The sequence below is a fragment of the Rahnella bonaserana genome (assembly GCF_019049675.1).
GTDB classification, from domain to species: domain Bacteria; phylum Pseudomonadota; class Gammaproteobacteria; order Enterobacterales; family Enterobacteriaceae; genus Rahnella; species Rahnella bonaserana.
In genome coordinates this window covers 70,442-88,512 of the sequence record NZ_JAFMOW010000048.1, presented here as the reverse complement: position 1 = coordinate 88,512, position 18,071 = coordinate 70,442, and the positions used below count along the sequence as shown (strand labels likewise).

The 18,071-nt window shown below is 51.0% G+C and carries 19 protein-coding genes; 12 read left to right on the top strand and 7 right to left on the bottom strand.

Features of this window, described 5'->3' with window-relative positions; genetic code table 11:
* Nucleotides 1-37 precede the first annotated feature (37 nt).
* Complete coding sequence (locus tag J1778_RS02565; protein WP_217171855.1) at nucleotides 38-1,240, bottom strand: MFS transporter; 1,203 nt, start codon at nucleotides 1,238-1,240, stop codon at nucleotides 38-40.
* 114 nt (nucleotides 1,241-1,354) lie between these two features.
* On the opposite strand from J1778_RS02565, the gene J1778_RS02560 reads away from it, so the two are divergent.
* The 3 genes from J1778_RS02560 to J1778_RS02550 all read left to right on the top strand — a co-directional run bounded on the left by J1778_RS02560 (nucleotide 1,355) and on the right by J1778_RS02550 (nucleotide 4,423).
* Complete coding sequence (locus J1778_RS02560) at nucleotides 1,355-2,302, top strand: LysR family transcriptional regulator (RefSeq protein WP_217171854.1); 948 nt, start codon at nucleotides 1,355-1,357, stop codon at nucleotides 2,300-2,302.
* 176 nt (nucleotides 2,303-2,478) lie between these two features.
* Nucleotides 2,479-3,462 carry a zinc transporter ZntB gene (gene zntB, locus J1778_RS02555; RefSeq protein WP_217171853.1) on the top strand — a complete coding sequence of 328 codons (984 nt, stop codon included), beginning with the start codon at nucleotides 2,479-2,481 and terminating at the stop codon, nucleotides 3,460-3,462.
* A gap of 283 nt (nucleotides 3,463-3,745) precedes the next feature.
* Nucleotides 3,746-4,423 carry a hypothetical protein gene (locus J1778_RS02550; protein ID WP_217171852.1) on the top strand — a complete coding sequence of 226 codons (678 nt, stop codon included), beginning with the start codon at nucleotides 3,746-3,748 and terminating at the stop codon, nucleotides 4,421-4,423.
* Between the two features lie 86 nt (nucleotides 4,424-4,509).
* Here J1778_RS02550 and ttcA read toward each other — a convergent pair whose 3' ends face one another.
* Nucleotides 4,510-5,445, bottom strand: a complete 936-nt coding sequence (gene ttcA, locus J1778_RS02545) for a tRNA 2-thiocytidine(32) synthetase TtcA (RefSeq protein ID WP_217171851.1) — start codon at nucleotides 5,443-5,445, stop codon at nucleotides 4,510-4,512.
* Between the two features lie 399 nt (nucleotides 5,446-5,844).
* Between ttcA and J1778_RS02540 the strand changes: the two genes are divergently transcribed.
* Nucleotides 5,845-7,086, top strand: coding sequence for a diguanylate phosphodiesterase (locus J1778_RS02540; protein WP_217171850.1), 1,242 nt, complete (start codon nucleotides 5,845-5,847; stop codon nucleotides 7,084-7,086).
* 86 nt (nucleotides 7,087-7,172) lie between these two features.
* On the opposite strand, the gene J1778_RS02535 is transcribed toward J1778_RS02540, so the two are convergent.
* The 4 genes from J1778_RS02535 to ycgZ form a co-directional block, all read right to left on the bottom strand.
* Nucleotides 7,173-7,430, bottom strand: coding sequence for a biofilm development regulator YmgB/AriR family protein (locus tag J1778_RS02535; RefSeq protein ID WP_217171849.1), 258 nt, complete (start codon nucleotides 7,428-7,430; stop codon nucleotides 7,173-7,175).
* 115 nt (nucleotides 7,431-7,545) lie between these two features.
* Nucleotides 7,546-7,842, bottom strand: coding sequence for a biofilm/acid-resistance regulator YmgB/AriR (locus tag J1778_RS02530; RefSeq protein ID WP_338019634.1), 297 nt, complete (start codon nucleotides 7,840-7,842; stop codon nucleotides 7,546-7,548).
* 19 nt (nucleotides 7,843-7,861) lie between these two features.
* Nucleotides 7,862-8,155, bottom strand: a complete 294-nt coding sequence (locus J1778_RS02525) for a hypothetical protein (RefSeq protein WP_217171847.1) — start codon at nucleotides 8,153-8,155, stop codon at nucleotides 7,862-7,864.
* A 190-nt stretch (nucleotides 8,156-8,345) separates the two neighbouring features.
* The gene (gene ycgZ / locus J1778_RS02520; protein WP_120162869.1) at nucleotides 8,346-8,585 is read right to left on the bottom strand and encodes a regulatory protein YcgZ; all 240 of its coding nucleotides are present in this window, start codon (nucleotides 8,583-8,585) and stop codon (nucleotides 8,346-8,348) included.
* A 297-nt stretch (nucleotides 8,586-8,882) separates the two neighbouring features.
* Between ycgZ and J1778_RS02515 the strand changes: the two genes are divergently transcribed.
* From J1778_RS02515 to J1778_RS02505, 3 genes are all read left to right on the top strand, one after another.
* Nucleotides 8,883-9,083: a hypothetical protein gene (locus J1778_RS02515; protein WP_338019633.1), complete on the top strand. Its 201-nt coding sequence runs from the start codon at nucleotides 8,883-8,885 to the stop codon at nucleotides 9,081-9,083.
* 108 nt (nucleotides 9,084-9,191) lie between these two features.
* Nucleotides 9,192-9,425 carry a YgdI/YgdR family lipoprotein gene (locus J1778_RS02510; RefSeq protein WP_217171846.1) on the top strand — a complete coding sequence of 78 codons (234 nt, stop codon included), beginning with the start codon at nucleotides 9,192-9,194 and terminating at the stop codon, nucleotides 9,423-9,425.
* Between the two features lie 50 nt (nucleotides 9,426-9,475).
* Nucleotides 9,476-9,703 carry a YgdI/YgdR family lipoprotein gene (locus J1778_RS02505; protein WP_112290154.1) on the top strand — a complete coding sequence of 76 codons (228 nt, stop codon included), beginning with the start codon at nucleotides 9,476-9,478 and terminating at the stop codon, nucleotides 9,701-9,703.
* Between the two features lie 85 nt (nucleotides 9,704-9,788).
* Here the strand turns inward: J1778_RS02505 and J1778_RS02500 are convergent, their stop codons facing one another.
* The gene (locus J1778_RS02500) at nucleotides 9,789-11,588 is read right to left on the bottom strand and encodes a sodium:solute symporter family transporter (RefSeq protein ID WP_217171845.1); all 1,800 of its coding nucleotides are present in this window, start codon (nucleotides 11,586-11,588) and stop codon (nucleotides 9,789-9,791) included.
* A 265-nt stretch (nucleotides 11,589-11,853) separates the two neighbouring features.
* Here J1778_RS02500 and J1778_RS02495 point away from each other — a divergent pair, with 265 nt between their 5' ends.
* From J1778_RS02495 to J1778_RS02475, 5 genes are all read left to right on the top strand, one after another.
* Entirely contained in the window at nucleotides 11,854-13,200 is a 1,347-nt protein-coding gene (locus J1778_RS02495; RefSeq protein WP_420804060.1) for an alginate lyase family protein, read from the top strand.
* On the top strand, nucleotides 13,197-15,335 hold the full coding sequence (locus J1778_RS02490) for a heparinase II/III domain-containing protein (protein WP_217171843.1): 2,139 nt from the start codon (nucleotides 13,197-13,199) through the stop codon (nucleotides 15,333-15,335). Before J1778_RS02495 ends, J1778_RS02490 begins: the two co-directional genes overlap by 4 nt.
* A gap of 10 nt (nucleotides 15,336-15,345) precedes the next feature.
* On the top strand, nucleotides 15,346-16,122 hold the full coding sequence (locus tag J1778_RS02485; protein WP_217171842.1) for an SDR family NAD(P)-dependent oxidoreductase: 777 nt from the start codon (nucleotides 15,346-15,348) through the stop codon (nucleotides 16,120-16,122).
* Nucleotides 16,123-16,216: 94 nt separating this feature from the next.
* The gene (locus tag J1778_RS02480) at nucleotides 16,217-16,927 is read left to right on the top strand and encodes a FadR/GntR family transcriptional regulator (RefSeq protein WP_217171841.1); all 711 of its coding nucleotides are present in this window, start codon (nucleotides 16,217-16,219) and stop codon (nucleotides 16,925-16,927) included.
* A gap of 250 nt (nucleotides 16,928-17,177) precedes the next feature.
* On the top strand, nucleotides 17,178-18,044 hold the full coding sequence (locus J1778_RS02475) for a helix-turn-helix domain-containing protein (protein ID WP_217171840.1): 867 nt from the start codon (nucleotides 17,178-17,180) through the stop codon (nucleotides 18,042-18,044).
* Nucleotides 18,045-18,071: the final 27 nt, after the last annotated feature.

Genomic DNA, 18,071 nt, shown 5'->3' with positions numbered 1-18,071 from the left:
GCACATAACAGCGGGCGCTTTTATTTTCTCTCACTGCTCAGCTTTTGCGGCTGAACAGACGAACCAGTAACGCCGCGCCTGCGGCGACGGTCGCAAGCAGCACCACGCCTGACCAGCCACCGGCTTCCAGCGCTTTACTGCCGAGTGCCGCACCCGCTGACATGCCGATAAACACAACGGTGAACAGCAGGGCGTTCAGTCTGCCGCGCGCCGCCGGTTCAAGGCCGTATACCAGTGTCTGATGCGCAACCAGCGTGGCCTGAATGCCTAAGTCAAAACCAACAGCACTCAGCACAATCAGCGCGAGCTGGGCGTGTGGCGATAACAGCGGCAGCAGGAACATCGCCGCGAAAGACACCATTACCAGCGCGGAACCTATCTGAGTGACACGTGCCGGGCCTTTCTTATCGGCTAACGCACCCGCCAGCGGCGCAGCTAATGCACCGGCAGCGCCTGCCAGTCCGAAAGCACCGGCCACTGCGCTGCCCAGATGGAACTGTTCATTGAGCATAATCGCCAGCGTTGACCAGAAGGCGCTGAACGCCACTGACAGCAAACCCTGAGCCAGTGCCGCATGGCGCAGCGTTTTGTAGTTCTTCCACAGGCCAAACATTGAATGCAACAGACCGGCATAACTGATGCGGGTATCCGGCGTAAAACGCGGCAGAACCCGCCACAGCGCCACGCCAATCAGTGCCACGCTGAGTGCCGCCAGCTGATACATCACCCGCCAGCCAAAATATTCGGCCACAAAGCCGCTGAGCACGCGGGAAAGCAAAATTCCCACCAGTAAGCCGGTCATCACCGTACCGACCGTTTTTCCGCGCTGTGCCGGCGGGGCAAGGTGTGCTGACGCCGGTACGATATCCTGCGCCATGGTTGCGCCAATGCCGGTGACCAGACTCGCCACCAGCAGCCCGTGGATACCCGGCACAAACCCGCAAAGCAGCAGGGCGACAGCCAGCAAAATACTTTTCAGCAGGATAATCGTCCGCCGGTCATGACGGTCGCCCAGGGGAATGAGAAACAAAATACCCAGCGCATAACCGGCCTGTGTCAGCGTCGGGATCAAACCGACCGATGTGGTGCTGGCATTGAGATTTCCGCCCATAACGCCCAGCATCGGCTGACTGTAATAAATCGAAGCGACGCTCAGTCCGGCGCCGGCCGCCAGAGTAAATATGACCTTGCCGGATAGTGCTGAGCCGCTGACATCTGATGCAGTGGTGAGTTCTGACATAACGTAATTTCCTGAAGAATGAGTTCGTAAGGTGGTGCGCGTTGAAAGCATTCTTCACGGAACTGGTTATAAGTGGTAGCCTGCAGAAAGGTAAAACAGTTATACGCGAGGCGTATGAGCAAATCTATTCCGGTCACCATCACCAGCGGCATTGACCGTATCGACCTGATGCAAACTTTTGTGCGCATTGTTGAAAGTGGCAGCCTTTCCGCTGCGGCCGTACAACTGAGCACCAGCCAGCCTACGGTCAGCCGACGGTTGCAGTCTCTCGAACGCCTGCTGGGCGCGAAACTTATATTACGCACCACGCACGCCATGAAACTTACCGACGACGGTGAGCGCTGTTATGAACAGGCAAAACTTGTGCTGGAACGCTGGACGGCGCTGGAAGACCAACTGAGCGGTGCAGGGGATGAACCGGTAGGAATCTTGCGCGTTCGTGCACCGCATGCTTTCGGGCAGGATCAGCTCATCGCACCTTTAACCCGCTATTTGCAGCGTTACCCGAATCTTTCGGTGGACTGGATGCTCAACGACCGCACGCCGGATTTTATCGCCGAAGACATCGATTGTGCGATCCAGGTCGGGAATGTGCCGGATCCTTCTATGGTGGCAATTCTTCTGGCGGAAGTTCCCCGGATTGTGGTGGCGACGCCTGAATTATTGCAACAACATCCGGTCAGACAGGTCAGTGAACTGAAAGACTTACCCTGGATTTCCCTCAGTACCTTTTATCGCAACGACGTGACGTTGCGCCACGATAATGACGGGCACATGGAAAGTTGCCCCATCGTGCCGCGTCTGGCGACGGACAGTTTATACGCTGTCCGTAAGGCCGCGCTTTCCGGACTGGGAGCGGGTATTGTCTCTGCATGGGTGGTGAAAGAAGACCTTGAGACAGGCCGTTTGCAGCGCGTATTACCCGGCTGGAACGCGTTGCCTTTGCCCGTTTATCTGGTTTATCCCTATTCCAGTTATTATCCGGCCCGGTTGCGAAAATTTCTTGAAATGATGCGCAGCGTGATGCCGGAACTGGCAGAAATGCAGGCGCCGGGCGGATAGAAATATTCTGCTATATCACGAAACACTAAACCTGATGGCCTTAACACCTTTTTTCTAATCCGGTGGCATGATCTTGCAATGTATCAGGGGAGTGAATTTCTTCTGATCTGACTTTTTGAATTTCAGTCACTTAACGCTAGACTTAAAAAGATAACGCAGAAAAAGCGAGGAATATCGTGGAAGTTATTAAGGGAAATGAATTACAGGTTTCAGATGCGGTCTACGCCTTGCAGATGGACGGTCAGGGTGGGGTGAACAACATCAGCCCGCAGTGCGTCGCCAGCGAAGAAAAGCCCTGCTGGTTGCATCTGGATTACACTCTGCCCGCCAGCGAAGAGTGGATTAACACTACGCCTGTGCTCCCCGACAGCGTGCGTGAAGCGCTGGCCGGTGACAGCGTTCGACCTAAAGTATTGCGCGTGGGAGAAGGGACGTTAATCACTTTGCGCAGCATCAATCTCAATGCGGATTCACGCCCCGATCAGCTGGTCACTATTCGCGTTTACCTCACCGACAAAATGATTGTCTCCACAAGGCACCGTAAGGTGTTTTCGATGGAAGAGATGCTCAGTGATATGAAATCCGGCAGCGGACCGAAGAATACCGGGCGCTGGCTGGTAGAGATGTGCGATGCACTGACCGATCAGACAAGCAGTTTTATCGAAGATTTGCACGATAAAATCATTGATATCGAAGATGACCTGATGGAACAACAGGTGCCGGAGCGTGGTCAGATGGCGCTGCTGCGCAAACAACTGATCGTTTTGCGTCGCTATATGGCGCCGCAGCGCGATGTATTTTCCCGTCTGGCCAGTGAACGTCTGCCGTGGATGAATGACGATGACCGCCGTCTGATGCAGGAAATCTCCGACCGTCTGGGGCGCGGACTGGATGACCTTGATGCCAGCATTGCACGCACGGCGGTGTTGTCGGATGAAATCAGCTCACTGATGGCTGACTCCCTGAACCGCCGCACCTACACCATGTCTTTGCTGGCAATGGTTTTCCTGCCAGCGACGTTTCTGACCGGCCTGTTTGGCGTTAACTTAGGCGGCATTCCGGGGAATACGTCACCCTTTGGTTTCGGGATTTTCTGTGCCTGTCTGGTGGCTTTAGGCGGTGGCGTGGCGCTGTGGATGAAGAAAAGCCGGTGGTTATAAAACGTTAACCTGCTGAAAAAAAGCAAAAAAAAGCCGGTCATAAGACCGGCGTCGTTCGAATTAAATTGTGCTATGCATTAATTCTAAAAATTTGGAAATAAGACAATATGGAGCACAACGCCCATCGCTTGACGTTGCATTCACCTGCGAAATAGATACTGCACCGATTCCGCGATTCTAATGTTGATTTCGCTCAATCTTTTTGAGGTTTATCCTCTGTGAAGGGCATTCTCCGGCACTTTTGCCAGATTGCGTTCACTTTTGGAGAAAACAGGAGTTTGCTTTGCATACCCGGGAAATGATTCAACAGGCATACGAAAATACCAACAGTAAAACGCTGAGTATTTGGAAAGAGCATCCCGAAACCGGCGCAGTGAGAACTGAACCGTTTTATCATCCCCGCCGTCTGGCCATCACCAGCGGCAACCGCGCAGGCCCGTCGATGAGCGCGATACTGGAAGATATCGCAGCGGCGGCGCAGGGCGATGTGCTGGCAGATGTCGCACCGCCGGACTGTATGCATTTTACTTTCTTTGCTGTCACGCAGGCGTTGTATGACCGGCCAGAAGATGCGGAAAACCTCGCCGGACTGACCGACATCTTTAACCACCATTGCCGTGGTCATAGTATGCGTATCAGTGACTTGCGATTGATTGCGTTGCCGGATCAACTGCTGCTGGCGGGATTTCCTGATGATGAAAGTTTGCGGGTCCGTCAGGCACTGGTGGAACACCTTCTCAGTACGCCATGGGCGGGAAAAATACGTGAGCGGTTTCCGAATACTGAGATCCCCCAAATCTTCTGGCACAGCACGCTGATGCGATATGGTACGCAATATTTGCCGTCGTCTTTGCGGGAGTTCTTCCTGCAGAATCAGAACAAAAACTTCGGTTCACTCAGTTTGCCGGTGAAACTGGTCATGACTAACTACAACTGGACTGACACATATACGCTGGCGTGAACACCTGAAGCTCTGGTCTTAAAACCTGAAAATAGAAAAGCCCGCATTTAAGCGGGCTTACTAGAGGCAGGTTGCAGGTGTGGAAATTATTTAATTTCTAACACATTCAGACGCTCAACCGGCACCACGGTTTCATCATCTTCCGGCTGCCAGCCCACAGGCTGCATCGGAATATCTTCGCGATCAAAGGCCAGATCCCCGCCGTCAATCACTTCGCCGCCGTGTTTAATCCCTTTAAAATCAAAAAGATTCATATCATTAAGATGGGATGGCACCACGTTTTGCATCGCGCTGAACATGGTTTCGATGCGTCCCGGGTATTTTTTATCCCAGTCTTTGAGCATGTCGCCGATAACCTGACGTTGCAGGTTAGGCTGCGAACCGCACAGGTTACATGGGATGATCGGGTACTCGCGCGCAATCGCGAAACGCTCGATATCTTTCTCGCGGCAGTAAGCCAGCGGGCGGATCACGATGTGCTTGCCGTCATCACTCATCAGTTTGGGTGGCATGCCTTTCAGCTTGCCGCCATAGAACATATTCAGAAACAGGGTTTGCAGAATGTCATCGCGGTGGTGGCCGAGTGCAATTTTGGTACAGCCCAGTTCGCTGGCGGTGCGGTACAAAATCCCACGACGCAGGCGTGAGCACAGAGAGCAGGTCGTTTTGCCTTCCGGAATTTTATCTTTGACGATGGAATAGGTGTCTTCGGTAACAATCTTGTATTCCACGCCCAGCGTTTCTAAATACTCAGGCAGGATATGCGCCGGGAACCCCGGTTGCTTCTGATCCAGGTTAACCGCGATAAGCGAGAAATTGACCGGTGCGCTTTGTTGCAGATTGCGCAAAATTTCCAGCATGGTGTAGCTGTCCTTCCCGCCGGAAAGACACACCATAATGCGGTCACCTTCTTCGATCATGCCGAAATCGGCGATCGCTCTTCCCACGTCACGGCGCAGGCGTTTCTGTAATTTGTTCAGATTGTACTGAGCTTTTTTATCAACTGATTGATTTTCTGACATTAATAGTAACTCTGACTCAATAAAGGGCACCAGAAGGGCCCGGCCGACATAGCGCGAGTTTAGCATTCTACATTCCTGTCTGCCCGCTGCTCATGTCTTCCGTCCGGACGGCGTTGTGGCGCGTATGATACGGATTACGCCGCCGAATGTCAGCGCGTTTTATAGTTGTCTTTCATCCCATCCGGGAGAGAAAGGGGGCTGCAGAATTTAAGGCAGCTCGTTACCAGTCAAATAAAGCGGGATTTACAAATCTCCCCCATCCTTAAAATTGCTAGCTTTGAAGGGCATTGCCGCCATTTTTACGCTGAAACATAAGCTAAAATGATCAGTTCGGATATTTCCATACACGATATTTCTGCTACCCTGATGGTCATCACCAGACCCCTTTGGAACAACCCGATGCTTTTAACCCTCGTTTACCGCAGCCACATTAGTGAACATGTACAGTCTGCGTCACTGGTCGAAATGGTGGCGCGAGCTAATGTAAACAATGAACTTTTAGGCATCACCGGGATCCTGCTGTTTGACGGGATGCACTTCTTCCAGTTGCTTGAAGGGGCGGAAGAGACCGTGGATGCCCTTTACAGTACGATTTGTAAGGATCAGCGGCATCACAATGTGGTGGTTCTGATGCGCGACTATGCGCAGTCACGCCGTTTCGGCAATGTCGGTATGGAGCTTTTTGACCTCAGACATCACCACGAAGACGAGGTGCTTCAGGCGGTGCTTGATAAAGGAACGTCTAAATATCGGCTTACTTATGAAGACCGGGCGCTGCAATTTTTATGTACCTTTGTGCAGGCTCGTGAAAAGGAAAATTATCTCGAAATTCTTCCCGCTGATTCCTGGTCTTTCATCGCCGATGACCAGCTGAAACCACAAGTAGAATTTATATTTCCTGAGATGCAGGACTACAGTTTTGCATTTCAGCCGATAGTTGATCCGCTAAGTCGCGAGATAATCTCTTATGAGGCGACAATTTGCGGGCCGGAAGGCGGTTCTGCGATGGAGTATTACTCCCGGCTGTCCGGAACAACCATCTACGAGGCCGATCTCAAATCTAAAAAGCTGGCCTTTTCAATGGCGCAGAAAATGGGGATCGGCGACAAAACGCTTTCTATCAAACTTTTGCCAATGACGCTGGTCATGGTGCCAGATGCTGTGGAGTCTCTGGTTAATGACATCACCGCAAGTGGTCTGGTTCCTGAACAGATTGTGGTGGCAATCACTGAGAATGGTGTCATCACCCGTGAAGACAAGTTTTCAACCGCGATGAAACAGCTCAAAGCCTCAGGAATGCGTCTGGCAATTGACGATTTCGGTGCCGGTTCCGCAGGATTGTTGCTGCTGACTCAATGCCAGCCAGACAAGATTATGATCGATCGCAATATGATTTGTGACATTCATACCAGCGGACCTAAACAGGCCGTCGTTCAGGCCATCATCAGATTCTGCTCTGCGTTAGAAATATCAGTCATTGCGACAGGTGTGGAAAAACCGGAAGAGTGGATGTGGCTGGATGCGGCAGGGGTGTGTAATTTCCAGGGCGAGCTATTTGCTGAGCCAAGACTGAAAGGGACTCCGGTCATCACATGGCCGGAAGTGACTTACGAATATCAGTCGGGCAATCAGGCTCTCTGAGAGCTTGCCATCAGCGCATAAGTTATAAACGAATGAGCCCGGCGAATAATATTTGCCGGGCTCATTTCATAATGCTTTGCTGTTGATTAGATAATATCATCATCAGGTGTGCGGTAGACAACATATTCAAGTGCTTCCAGATAGACATCCTGCTTACCTGCATCACTTTCCTGCTCAATCTTCTGAATCAGACAAAGAATAATATCTTTATGAGTAACAACTTCTTTTTGTTTTTTTAAGTTTTGATAAAGACGGATGACCGTTTCGTTTTCAACCAGAAGTTCAGGGTCTTCTGCCAGAATATAATCAGCCAATGTGACATGAGTATAAGACACATCTTGCATTTTAATACCCTCCGCGTTGGTTCTTCAGAACCGGTTATTTAAAAGATTCCGCGCCCGTCTGTGACCATAAGACTGAGCACGAGGCGAATTATAAAGTGGATCCTGATTTTAAGGATCAGAACCCGGAATCATCGGGCGTCATGCCCACAACCATTTCCAGCGCACCGCGCAGAATATCCAGTTGCACCACATCTGATGTGGTTTCAAGCTGATTGATCAGGTGCATTATGATGGCTTTATGGGTCACCGTACCTTTATTCGCAAGAATCAGGCGGATTGCGGCACCCAGAACTTCGGCTTCACTGGAATAGAGTTCGCTCACTTTAGAATAATGTTGATAAATCCCTGTTTGATTGACTGCGTCTGTCATCGACTGAGATGAGTTTGATACCATCGAATCGTTGTGGCTCACTGCGCACTCGTTTGATATATCAATGTTTTTTCTGGTCATCGGACGGCCCTTCAGTATTGAAAAAGTGTCGTACATTGTCGACGTCCCGTACTTCATAACTGACACGCGCACGCTTATCAGCCTGATCGTGGCGCATCTCATTAATGATCTGCTCCAGGGCGCTTTTTCGAGTTAAGTTTTCAGCACTTACAGCCATAAACTGTAACTGCTTAATGAGTCTGTCGATTGAAATAGGACTTTTTGATTTCAGTAAGGCTATTACTGCCTCACCAATCAGTTTGTCCGTTAACTTTTCTTCATTGCTTCTATACATATTATCAGCCTCTGAATATACGCTGACCAAAGGTCTTGGGCAGATTAGCTTCAGGTTCAGAGTTATTACTTCAAACCACCGGGACTACACCATCGGGAATAAAGTATTGGTAGGCTATGAATCAATCAAGCCCGCATAATATGTCAAACCGAAATTCTATGAAGCCAATCTTTACTTAAATCTCAACCCATCATGAATCACGCTCAAGAACCAGACGGATCAGCTTCATATAATGCTTTTCCTCTTCTTCGCTGCCAGCGGATTCAACACGATTCAACAGTTTTGAACACAACGCCTTGCGGTTAAGGTTCTTGCCTGCTTCCAGAATTTCAACCACAACGCGTCCCATTGTTTCCTCTTTAGAAAAACCCTGGCCATATAAAGAAGGGGAGGTCTCCGGAGACAATCCATCGTGCTTGTTCTGACGCATGACATATCCTCTTGTTAATGTGTGCGTTGTTAATGATTACCTGTGTGACTATAAAGTTATACAAGATGGGGAAAGTTGTACAGGTTTTTTTAAGAACAATGGGCAGGAATACAGAATATTCTTAGGCGCTTTTCCGCTGAATCGGAACAGCTCATAGCCGTCAAAGGTGAATGGGGTAGTCACCATAAACAACGACTCAGAAAGCATTATGGTAAAGGTTGGGTAAAAAAGGGCAACTTTTTCCTGAATCTGCCGTTAAACAATATATGTCTTTTTTAGAGTTGTATGGAGCTGTCGGTGGAAAATTCAGAAATGGCCTTTGAGGAAGCCTGCCGTATGGTGGGCGAATGTTGCCTGATGTTTGCACTAAGCGGCCAGGAAATTAGCCGTGAGCGCGTGGCATTGTGGCTGGGGCGCGTTCAGGAAGAGGCGGTTGATGCGATTGGTGAGCCCAATGATGCCCTGCAACTGGCCATCGAGCGCCTTAAGGGGCGCTGATAAAACAGTCAAAAAACTTCCGTTTGTCCTATTTTTCAAGGCCTCTGGAAAGAGTGGCTATACTTACTTAGCTAATTGTTAAGTCAGAACCCTTTCAGGAGGAAAAGTATGAAGAGGAATAACCTCATCGCCGCATCGCTGGCCGCTGTTTCAATTTTATTTGTGGCAGGCTGTGCATCGAACCAGGCTATTAAAACGACGGACGGAAAAACCATCGTGACGGACGGGAAACCTCAGGTTGATGACGATACAGGTCTGGTGTCCTACAAAAATGCGGAAACCGGCCAGACCGAGCAGATTAATCGCGATCAAGTTAAAAACATGAGTGAACTGGATAACTGATTTATCCGGACAACGTAAAAAACGCATAAAAGGAGAGGATCATGAAGATCATGAATAGGACATTACTTTTACCTTTGGCGGCTGTGTTATGTGTAGCTGCATTGTCTGGTTGCACACGCACCAGTTATGCCATCCAGACGAATGATGCGCGAACCATCATCAGTGACGGCAAACCAAAAGAAGCCGATTCAGGCTTGCTGGAATATACCGATGCTAACGGTGTGAAACAGCAGATCAGCAAAACTGAAGTGAAACAGGTAACAGAACTTCCGAAGTAAATCCGGTGCTCTGTCATTTTTGTCTGACATTAAAACCCGCTGATAAGGCGGGTTTTTTATGATCTGAAGGGGGGACGAACTGACACTATCTCTGAGACGTCGCCACATTCCTTTTCAATGCTTTTTCAGCCTGTGCCGCTTTCATCCCTTTTTCAGCGCTGCGATGCAAAATCCAGCCGAAAAGCAGAATGGACAGGGCGCACAGCAGGAACAAAATACGTCCCCACAGCGGATTTGGCACCAGCACCATCAGCAGTAAACCCGCACCCATGTACATCGAAATGCGACCGATTTTATCGCGCTGTAACCGGTCGAACTCATCCTGTTCATGGTCGGCATAGACCGGCGTTTCCATATCGGTGAAGAATTGCTGACGCTGGGTATTTCTCGCCGACGCTTTCTCGCGATAAAACAACGTAGTCAGGCAGAAGAACCCGCCGGTAAACACCAGATGGGCAAAAATGTTCCACATGATGGCGACGTCCAGAAGTTCCCGTTTGGTCAGGGTGATGCCCAGCAGACGGGCGACATCCGGCGCGGTGAACAGGTTCGCCACCACGTAAGACACGCATAAACCAAACAATACGGTGACCCACGCCGCCCAGTCCGGCGTTTTACGAATAAATACGCCGAGGAACAGGGGCACGACAATCGGTGCCTGCATCAGCGTGCCGACTTTCATCATCAGATCGAACAGGCTGACGGTCTGCATGGTGTGCATATATTGCGCCACTAAAATGACCAGCACGCCATTCACCACGCAGGCAATCTGACCCACGCGCAGCTGGTATTTATCGCTGCGTTCGCTGTTACGGTTAATGATCGGTGTCCAGAAACTGCGCACGAAAATTCCCGAGTTACGGTTCAGCGCGCAGTCCATTGAAGACATTGTCGCAGCGAACAAGCCGGCCATCAGCAGACCAACAGTGCCCACCGGCATCGCACGTTCAGCGAAAATCAGATACACCGCATCGGTGGCGTTTTTGCCGAGTTCCGGATGTGCCGTCGCCGCGTCAGGATAAAGGATCGCTACCGCCCACGGTGGGATGAACCAGATAATGGTCCCCACCAGCATCAGCACCAGCGCAAACAGCGCCGCTTTTTTGGCGTTAAAACTGTCTTTGGCATTCAGGAAACGGTAGGAATCTTGCAGGTTATTGATGCTCTGAACGTTCTTGATGAAGAAGAACAGGAAGCAGGCTACCAGCAGTGAAATATAATGCGGGCCGACATCCGGACCGGTAAAGAAACCGGAAGGGAATTCAGTCACCAGCTTTACCGGGCCGCCGACTTTAAACAACGCCACAACCGCACAGGCGACAGAAATAATCGCCACCACCAGCGTCTGCACAAAGTCACTCGCCACGACGCCCCATGCACCGCTCAGCAGCGAAATCACCAGCACCACGATGCCCGTCACCCATAACGTCAGCGTAATGTCGTGGTGGAATACTGCACTGGCAAATACAGCCAGGCTGTTCAGCCACACGCCTGCACTGAGGATACTCAGCGGGATAATCATCCAGGTGAAAAATTGTTCGTTACCTTTACCGAAGCGATGGTTAATCGCCTCTGTGGCAGTATCAACCCGTAACTGACGGAAGCGGGCGGCGAACCACCACCAGGCGACCAGATAGCCGAACACATTGCCGGCGAACACGCTGACCACGTTGAACCCGTAGCGGTAAGCCTGTCCGGCAGCACCGGTAAACGTCCAGGCGCTGAACTGGATCATAAAGGCGGTGGCGCCAACCATCCACCAGAGCATTCGCCCGCCGCCGCGAAAATAGTGGCTGGAGGACCCGGATGCCATCTTTTTGAACGCATAACTGATGGCAATCATTAAGACGAAGTAACCGATCATGACCAGTACGTTGATATCCATTGTCGTTACTCTCTCGTTTGTAGGGTGAGATGTTTTTGGTTATGTATTGAGCAAGCGTAGAAGAGGGAAATGAAATTAAAAGTCGGACAAATAAGAAATGCTTAGTTTGTTATCAAATTGTGATTCCGGTCACTTGTTGGGCGTAATGTAGGTTTTTAAATCAATTCTGACTGGCAAAACTGAAAGTTCATTGCTTTATTAGTATGACTAAAGCGTGAGATCTCATCGGGACAATGGCGCGGAGCTGGGAGAAAACATGAAGTTAATGCAGGGCAAAAAAGTGAAAAAAGTCATGAACGGAATGACGACAGACGTATGGCTGATACTGGCGCTGATGACCGGCTCTGCGGGCGCGCTGGCCGCTGAACCGGCATTTTTGAATACGGCGCAGATGGCCGTTGTACGCCAGCAACTGCATGACCACAAGGCTGCGCCGCAGACCACCGGAGCGTACCAGCAGTTGCTGGCGGCTGCGGATTCCGCGCTAAAAAAACCTGAACTGAGCGTGACTGATAAAGGCATGACGCCGCCGGGCGGTTCAAAACATGATTATCTCAGCCTGAGTGCGTACTGGTGGCCTGATGACAGCAAACCCGACGGCTTGCCGTGGATCCGTAAAGACGGTCAGGTGAATCCGGCCAGTAAGAACGATCAGAGCGATGGCGTGCGGCTGGCCGATTTCACCGCCCGGGTGCAGAACCTGACGCTGGCCTGGTATTTCTCCGGCGAACAGAAATATGCCGATAAAGCAGCCAGCCTGTTGCGTACCTGGTTTATCAAACCGGAAACGCGTATGAACCCGAATCTGAATTTCGCGCAGGGCGTGCCGGGTATCTCACCGGGGCGCAACGCCGGGGTACTCGATGGACGCTATTTCTCTACCCGGATTGTGGATTCGTTAGTGCTGTTACGCGGTAATCCGGCGTGGACCGACAACGATGAACAGCAAATGCGCGCGTGGATGACGGATTATCTGCAGTGGTTGCAGGCCAGCAAAATTGCCAAAAAGGAAGGACGCACGGAGAACAATCACGGCAACTGGTATGTGACGCAGGTTTCCGGAATCGCATGGTATCTGGGCGATAAAGCGGTGATTGGCGACATGGCGAAGCTGATGAAAAGTAAGCTGGATGTGCAGCTGAAACCCGATGGCACGCAGCCCGCTGAACTGGCGCGGACGCGATCGTTTCATTACAGCTATTTCAATTTACAGGCGATCAGCATGATGGCGGTGCTGGCGCAGAAAAACGGTATCGACCTGTGGCATTACCAGACACCGCAGGGTGGCAGCGTGCTCAAATCGCTGGATTTCATGGCGCGATTTACCGATCCGGCGGTGCCGTGGCCCTATAAATCACTTGATCAGATCCGCGTGCGTCCCGTCCCGTTACTTTCCTGGGCGGATAACGCCACCGGCAAAAAGCGCTACCAGCAGCAAATTCGCAGCGCAACGTTCACTCTTCCACCCGCGGTGAAACCAGCTTCCGGTGGCTATCACGAAGACGTTACCCGTGGCGCAGTAACAGAAGCTGAAAGAGAAACCTGGCTGCTTTCCCTGCCGTCATTCGCAACGGGATACGTCGCGCCGGATGCGCCGGAGAGTAAAAAATGAATGACTGGCAGCCGTTGCTGTTAAGCGTCTCTGAGGCGCAAAAACTGCGCGCACAGATTAATGCAGATTCCCCGCTGGGCGTGGCGCTGCGGATGCAAATCGCCACGCTGGAAAAGATGCTCGCGCAACCGGTGAATATTCCCGGTCACGGCGAAGCGGGAGGCCCGGAGCATACGCAGCACAAACAAAACTATCTGGGGATCAACCTGGCCGGGCGTTTATTTCTGATCACCCGTGAGCCGCGTTACTTTGATTATGCGCTGGCGCTGCTGAACGGTTATGCCGCAATTTATCCGTCGCTCGGCAGTGCGATCAGCAAAGACAGTAATTCGCCAGGCCGTTTGTTTCATCAGACACTCAATGAAAATATGTTCTGGCTGTATGCGGTCGAGGGCTATCACTGCCTGATCCCGTCACTCGAGGCGGTTCAGCGGGAATATATCGAGGCAAACTTGTTTCAGGTGATGGCGAATGACGCTCTGAACCGGCATGCCAAAGATTTTGATATCGTGCATAACCACGGCATTTGGTCAGTGGCGGCTGCGGCAATCAGCGGTTACGTGCTGGGCGATTCAGCGCTGGTGGAAAAGGCGTTATACGGACTGAAAGGTGACAGTGAAAGTGGTGGATTCTTTGCCCAGCTGAACCAGCTTTTTTCGCCCGACGGATATTACATCGAAGGCCCGTATTATCACCGTTTCGCGTTGCGCCCGCTGCTGTTGCTGAGCGAGGCGATAGGGCGTCGCCAGCCGGATCTGGCGATTTATGCGTTTCGCGATCAGATCATCCGCAAAACCTGTGAAGCCCTGATGCAGACCGCTTTCCCTGACGGAACCTGGCCGGCGCTGAATGATTCCTCGAAAAGCATCAATATCCGGGATGATGGCGCGGTGATCGCCGCCAGCGTTTGTTATTCCCGTTATGGCAGCAATCCGCAGTGGATTGCTGTCGCTCAACAGCAGCACACTGTTTGGGTCAGTGCCGCCGCGCTGGAATTATCCCGCGCGTTGCAACACTCGCCCGCACAGTCTGTGAACTGGGGCAGCGTCCAGCTGCGTGATGGCCCCGAAGGGACGCAGGGCGGCATCGGTATTTTGCGAAGCAATGCGGTAAATCAGGATATGGCACTGATGTGGTTCGGCCAGCACGGCAGCATTCCGCGCCTGCATTCGGCACTCAATCACGGACACTTTGACGGTCTGCATCTTAGCCTGTTCAGCCGCGGACGCGAGTTCCTGCGCGATTACGGTTTTGGACGCTGGGTGAACGTTGAGCCGAAATTCGGCGGACGTTATATCCCTGAAAACAACACCTACTGCAAGCAAACCGTTGCACACAACACCGTCGTGGTGGACGGGCAAAGTCAGAATCTCGGCGACAGCCTTGAGGCGGAAAAACGCTGGGGGGAACCGCATTTCTTCGTGACGGATAATCCGGCAGAACAGGGAATGAGTGCCCGCCTGAAAAACTATTATCCGGGCACAGACCAGCAACGGACTGTGCTGATGCTCAGCCTGCCGGAACTCACATCACCGCTGATTGTGGACGTATTTCGCCTGACCAGCACACAGCCACATCGCTACGATTATTCGCTGCATCATCTCGGTCAGTTTGTCCGCACAGACACCGTTCTGCAAGTGCCCGCCGGGCTGAAACCACTGGGTAAAGCTCACGGCTATCAGCACTTATGGGATTGCGGGCGCGCTCAAATCGCATCGGGAGATTCGGCACTTTTCAGCTGGCTCGATGGCGACAGTTACCGCACGCTGGTCACTGCCTTCCCTGAAGGCGGCGAACTGATTGTCGCCCGTACCGGTGCAACCGATCCACATTTCAACCTGCGCAGTGAACCGGCTTTACTGCTGCGAACTCACGGCATGAATGCCATTTTTGCCAGCGTGTTTGAAACACACGGATTTTTCGACGAAGCCACCGAAACGTCCGTTGATGCGCGCGGTAAGGTCGAACGTGTCAGCGTGGTCAGCCATGACGACGAACAAACCGAACTGAATATTTTCTTTGCCAATGATCGCACACTGAACGTTCGCATCAGTAACCGTGCCGCACCGGCAGCGGAAGACGCGTTCAGCGTGGCATGGCAATCCGTCTCACCTCTGAACATCCCTGAATCATAAAGGAGTCATTATGTTTAACGATTTGAAAGGTCAGCGTGTTTTGATTACTGGTTCAACCAAAGGCATCGGTCTGGCGGCGGCGAAGGCATTTGCCGCGGCGGGCGCAAAGGTCGGGATTAACGGCCATCGTCATGATGCCAGCCTCGATCAACTGGCGGCTGACATCGCTAAAAAGGGCGGCGAAGTGGCGTACTTTGGCGCAGATGTCACGAAATCTGCCGAGTGCGAAGCGCTGGTGTCGAACTTTGTCGAACGTTTTGGCGGGATAGATGTACTGATTAATAACGCCGGCGGTCTTGGCGGTCGCCAGGGGCTGGAAAACATCGACGACGAATTTTATGACCATGTGATGGATTTAAATGCCCGTTCGGCGCTGATGGTCACAAAATTCGCCATTCCGCATTTACGTCATGCGGCGCAACAAAGTGGCAAAACCACGTCGGTGATCAGCACCGGTTCCATCGCCGGACGTGAAGGCGGCGGACCGGGAGCGAGTCTTTACGCGGCCTCCAAAGCCTGGCTGCATAACGTTCACCGTAACTGGGTGAAGGAATTCACCAAAGATAATATCCGTTTCAATGTTATCGCGCCGGGCACAATCGACACTGTGTTCCACGCAGACAAAAGTGCAGAAGTCCGTGAGAAAATCGCCGGTTCTATTGCGATGGGGCGTTTCGGTACGTCGGAAGAACTGGCACCGTCTTACCTGTTTTTCGCCTCACACGCCTGCAGCGGTTACATTACCGGCCAGATATTAGACGTTAATGGCGGCCAGATGGCGCCATAGCGCACAGTTTGGGCGTTTCAGTGCGACGGGCGCATGCAGCGTGCCGTCGCCTGAACTATTATGTCGGCAATCTGCACAGGAAAAAGGGAAGATCATGACGTTGCAGTTTGAAACCGCCGCAGGCATGACCCGTGGCCTGAATACCCATATCGCACGTGATATTGCGCGTAAAATCCTTTCGGGCGAACTGGCATCGGGAGCCATTTTACCGAGTGAAATTGAACTGGGTGAACAGTTTGGCGTCAGCCGTACCGCGTTGCGCGAGGCGCTGAAATTACTGACATCCAAAGGACTGCTGGAATCGAGGCCTAAAATCGGTACCCGTGTTAAAGAGCGCGCACAGTGGAACATGCTGGATCCGCAACTGCTGGAATGGATGCAGGGCATGGAAGCGACAGAAGAAATCTATCACCAGTTTCTGGAGTTTCGCAAAGCCATTGAACCCCACGCCACCGCGCTGGCCGCCGTCAATGCCAGTAAAGAACAGCGCATCGAACTGTCGCGGATTTACCGACAGATGTGCCAGGTCGCGGAAAATTTTGATGCTGAGCAGTGGGTAGATATCGATACCAAATTTCACCGGATGATCTTTATTGCCTCCGGTAACTGTTTTTATGTGCCGTTTGGCAACGTGCTGACCACGATATTCAAATGGTTCTTTGAGTATTCCTCAAAAGAAGGGGGCATGTGTCTGAATGAACATAAGAGGATTTACGAAGCTATTATGGCCGGGGATGAAGGCGCCGCCTTTTCTGCGTCACTGAGCCTGATGAAAGGTCATAAGCACCGGTTGCATCAGGCATAATGTTCAGTGGACCGTTGCCCTACGTTTCACCCTGCGCAGATTTTTCTGCGCTTTTTTTATGTCTGCTGACCCTGAAATGAGATTTCTGATACAAAAATGAAACAAAAGTCACGGGCGGTTACGCCACAGTGCCAGTGCATCATATAGACTTGTCATAATTATTACGGTCTAATCTTTTCATCGACACGATATATTTTAATGACCCGATAAAGATACAATGAATTATATTAATCATTAACTCGGTGAATGCATGAAAATACTAAAGGTCAGCGATTTCTTTCTTTCGACACATCATGCTTTCAGTTTATTTGATATGAACCGACAGTCGCTGGAAGATGTGCATGGGCATGAATTTTATGAACTGGTTATTGTCCGTAATGGCAGCGGTTTTCATATCATCAAAGATCAGGTTGAATTTATTCATAAAGGCGACTTTTTCATTGTCAGTGCGCACGATGTTCACTGTTATGAATCCACTAATAAATTGTCAATTACCAATATTCTGTTACATAAAGAACGATCTTTTCATTTTATCAATAACATCGCTGAACTGACAGCAGGGATCAAGGAATATACCGCTTCAATGAAGAAACGCCGTACGGGATTAACGGATGAAGAATTGACCAGAGTGATTGAGCTGACGGATAAAATTACCCGGCAATCTGATTCCCGATACGATAATACCTATTTTGCGACCGCAGAGTCTTATTTATTATCGATGATAGTGATGCTTTACCAGTGTGCCACACGTAAAGAATGTCGTGCCAGTCAGGCAGAATCAGGGAAACGTCATCTGCTGAATCATCTGCGCGAAAATTATGCCTGCACAATTAACTGGGATTATTTGTGTGAAGAAAGTGGTGTCGCCAAAAGAACCATGTTCAGGTTCATAAAAGAGATCACAGGTTTTACACCGGAACGGTTTCAGCAGCGCTATCGTTTATTAAAAACGCAGGAGTTATTACGCACCTCGGATTTAAGTATCGGTAAAATAGCCACGCTGTGTGGTTTTTCTACCACATCACGTCTGACGGAAGCCTATAAAAAACAGTTTCAAAGGACACCCTCTCAGGAACGGATGAGAGTCAGTAATAGTGTTATTCCCACGACGAATTAATAACGGACTCTAATAATTTAACGCAAT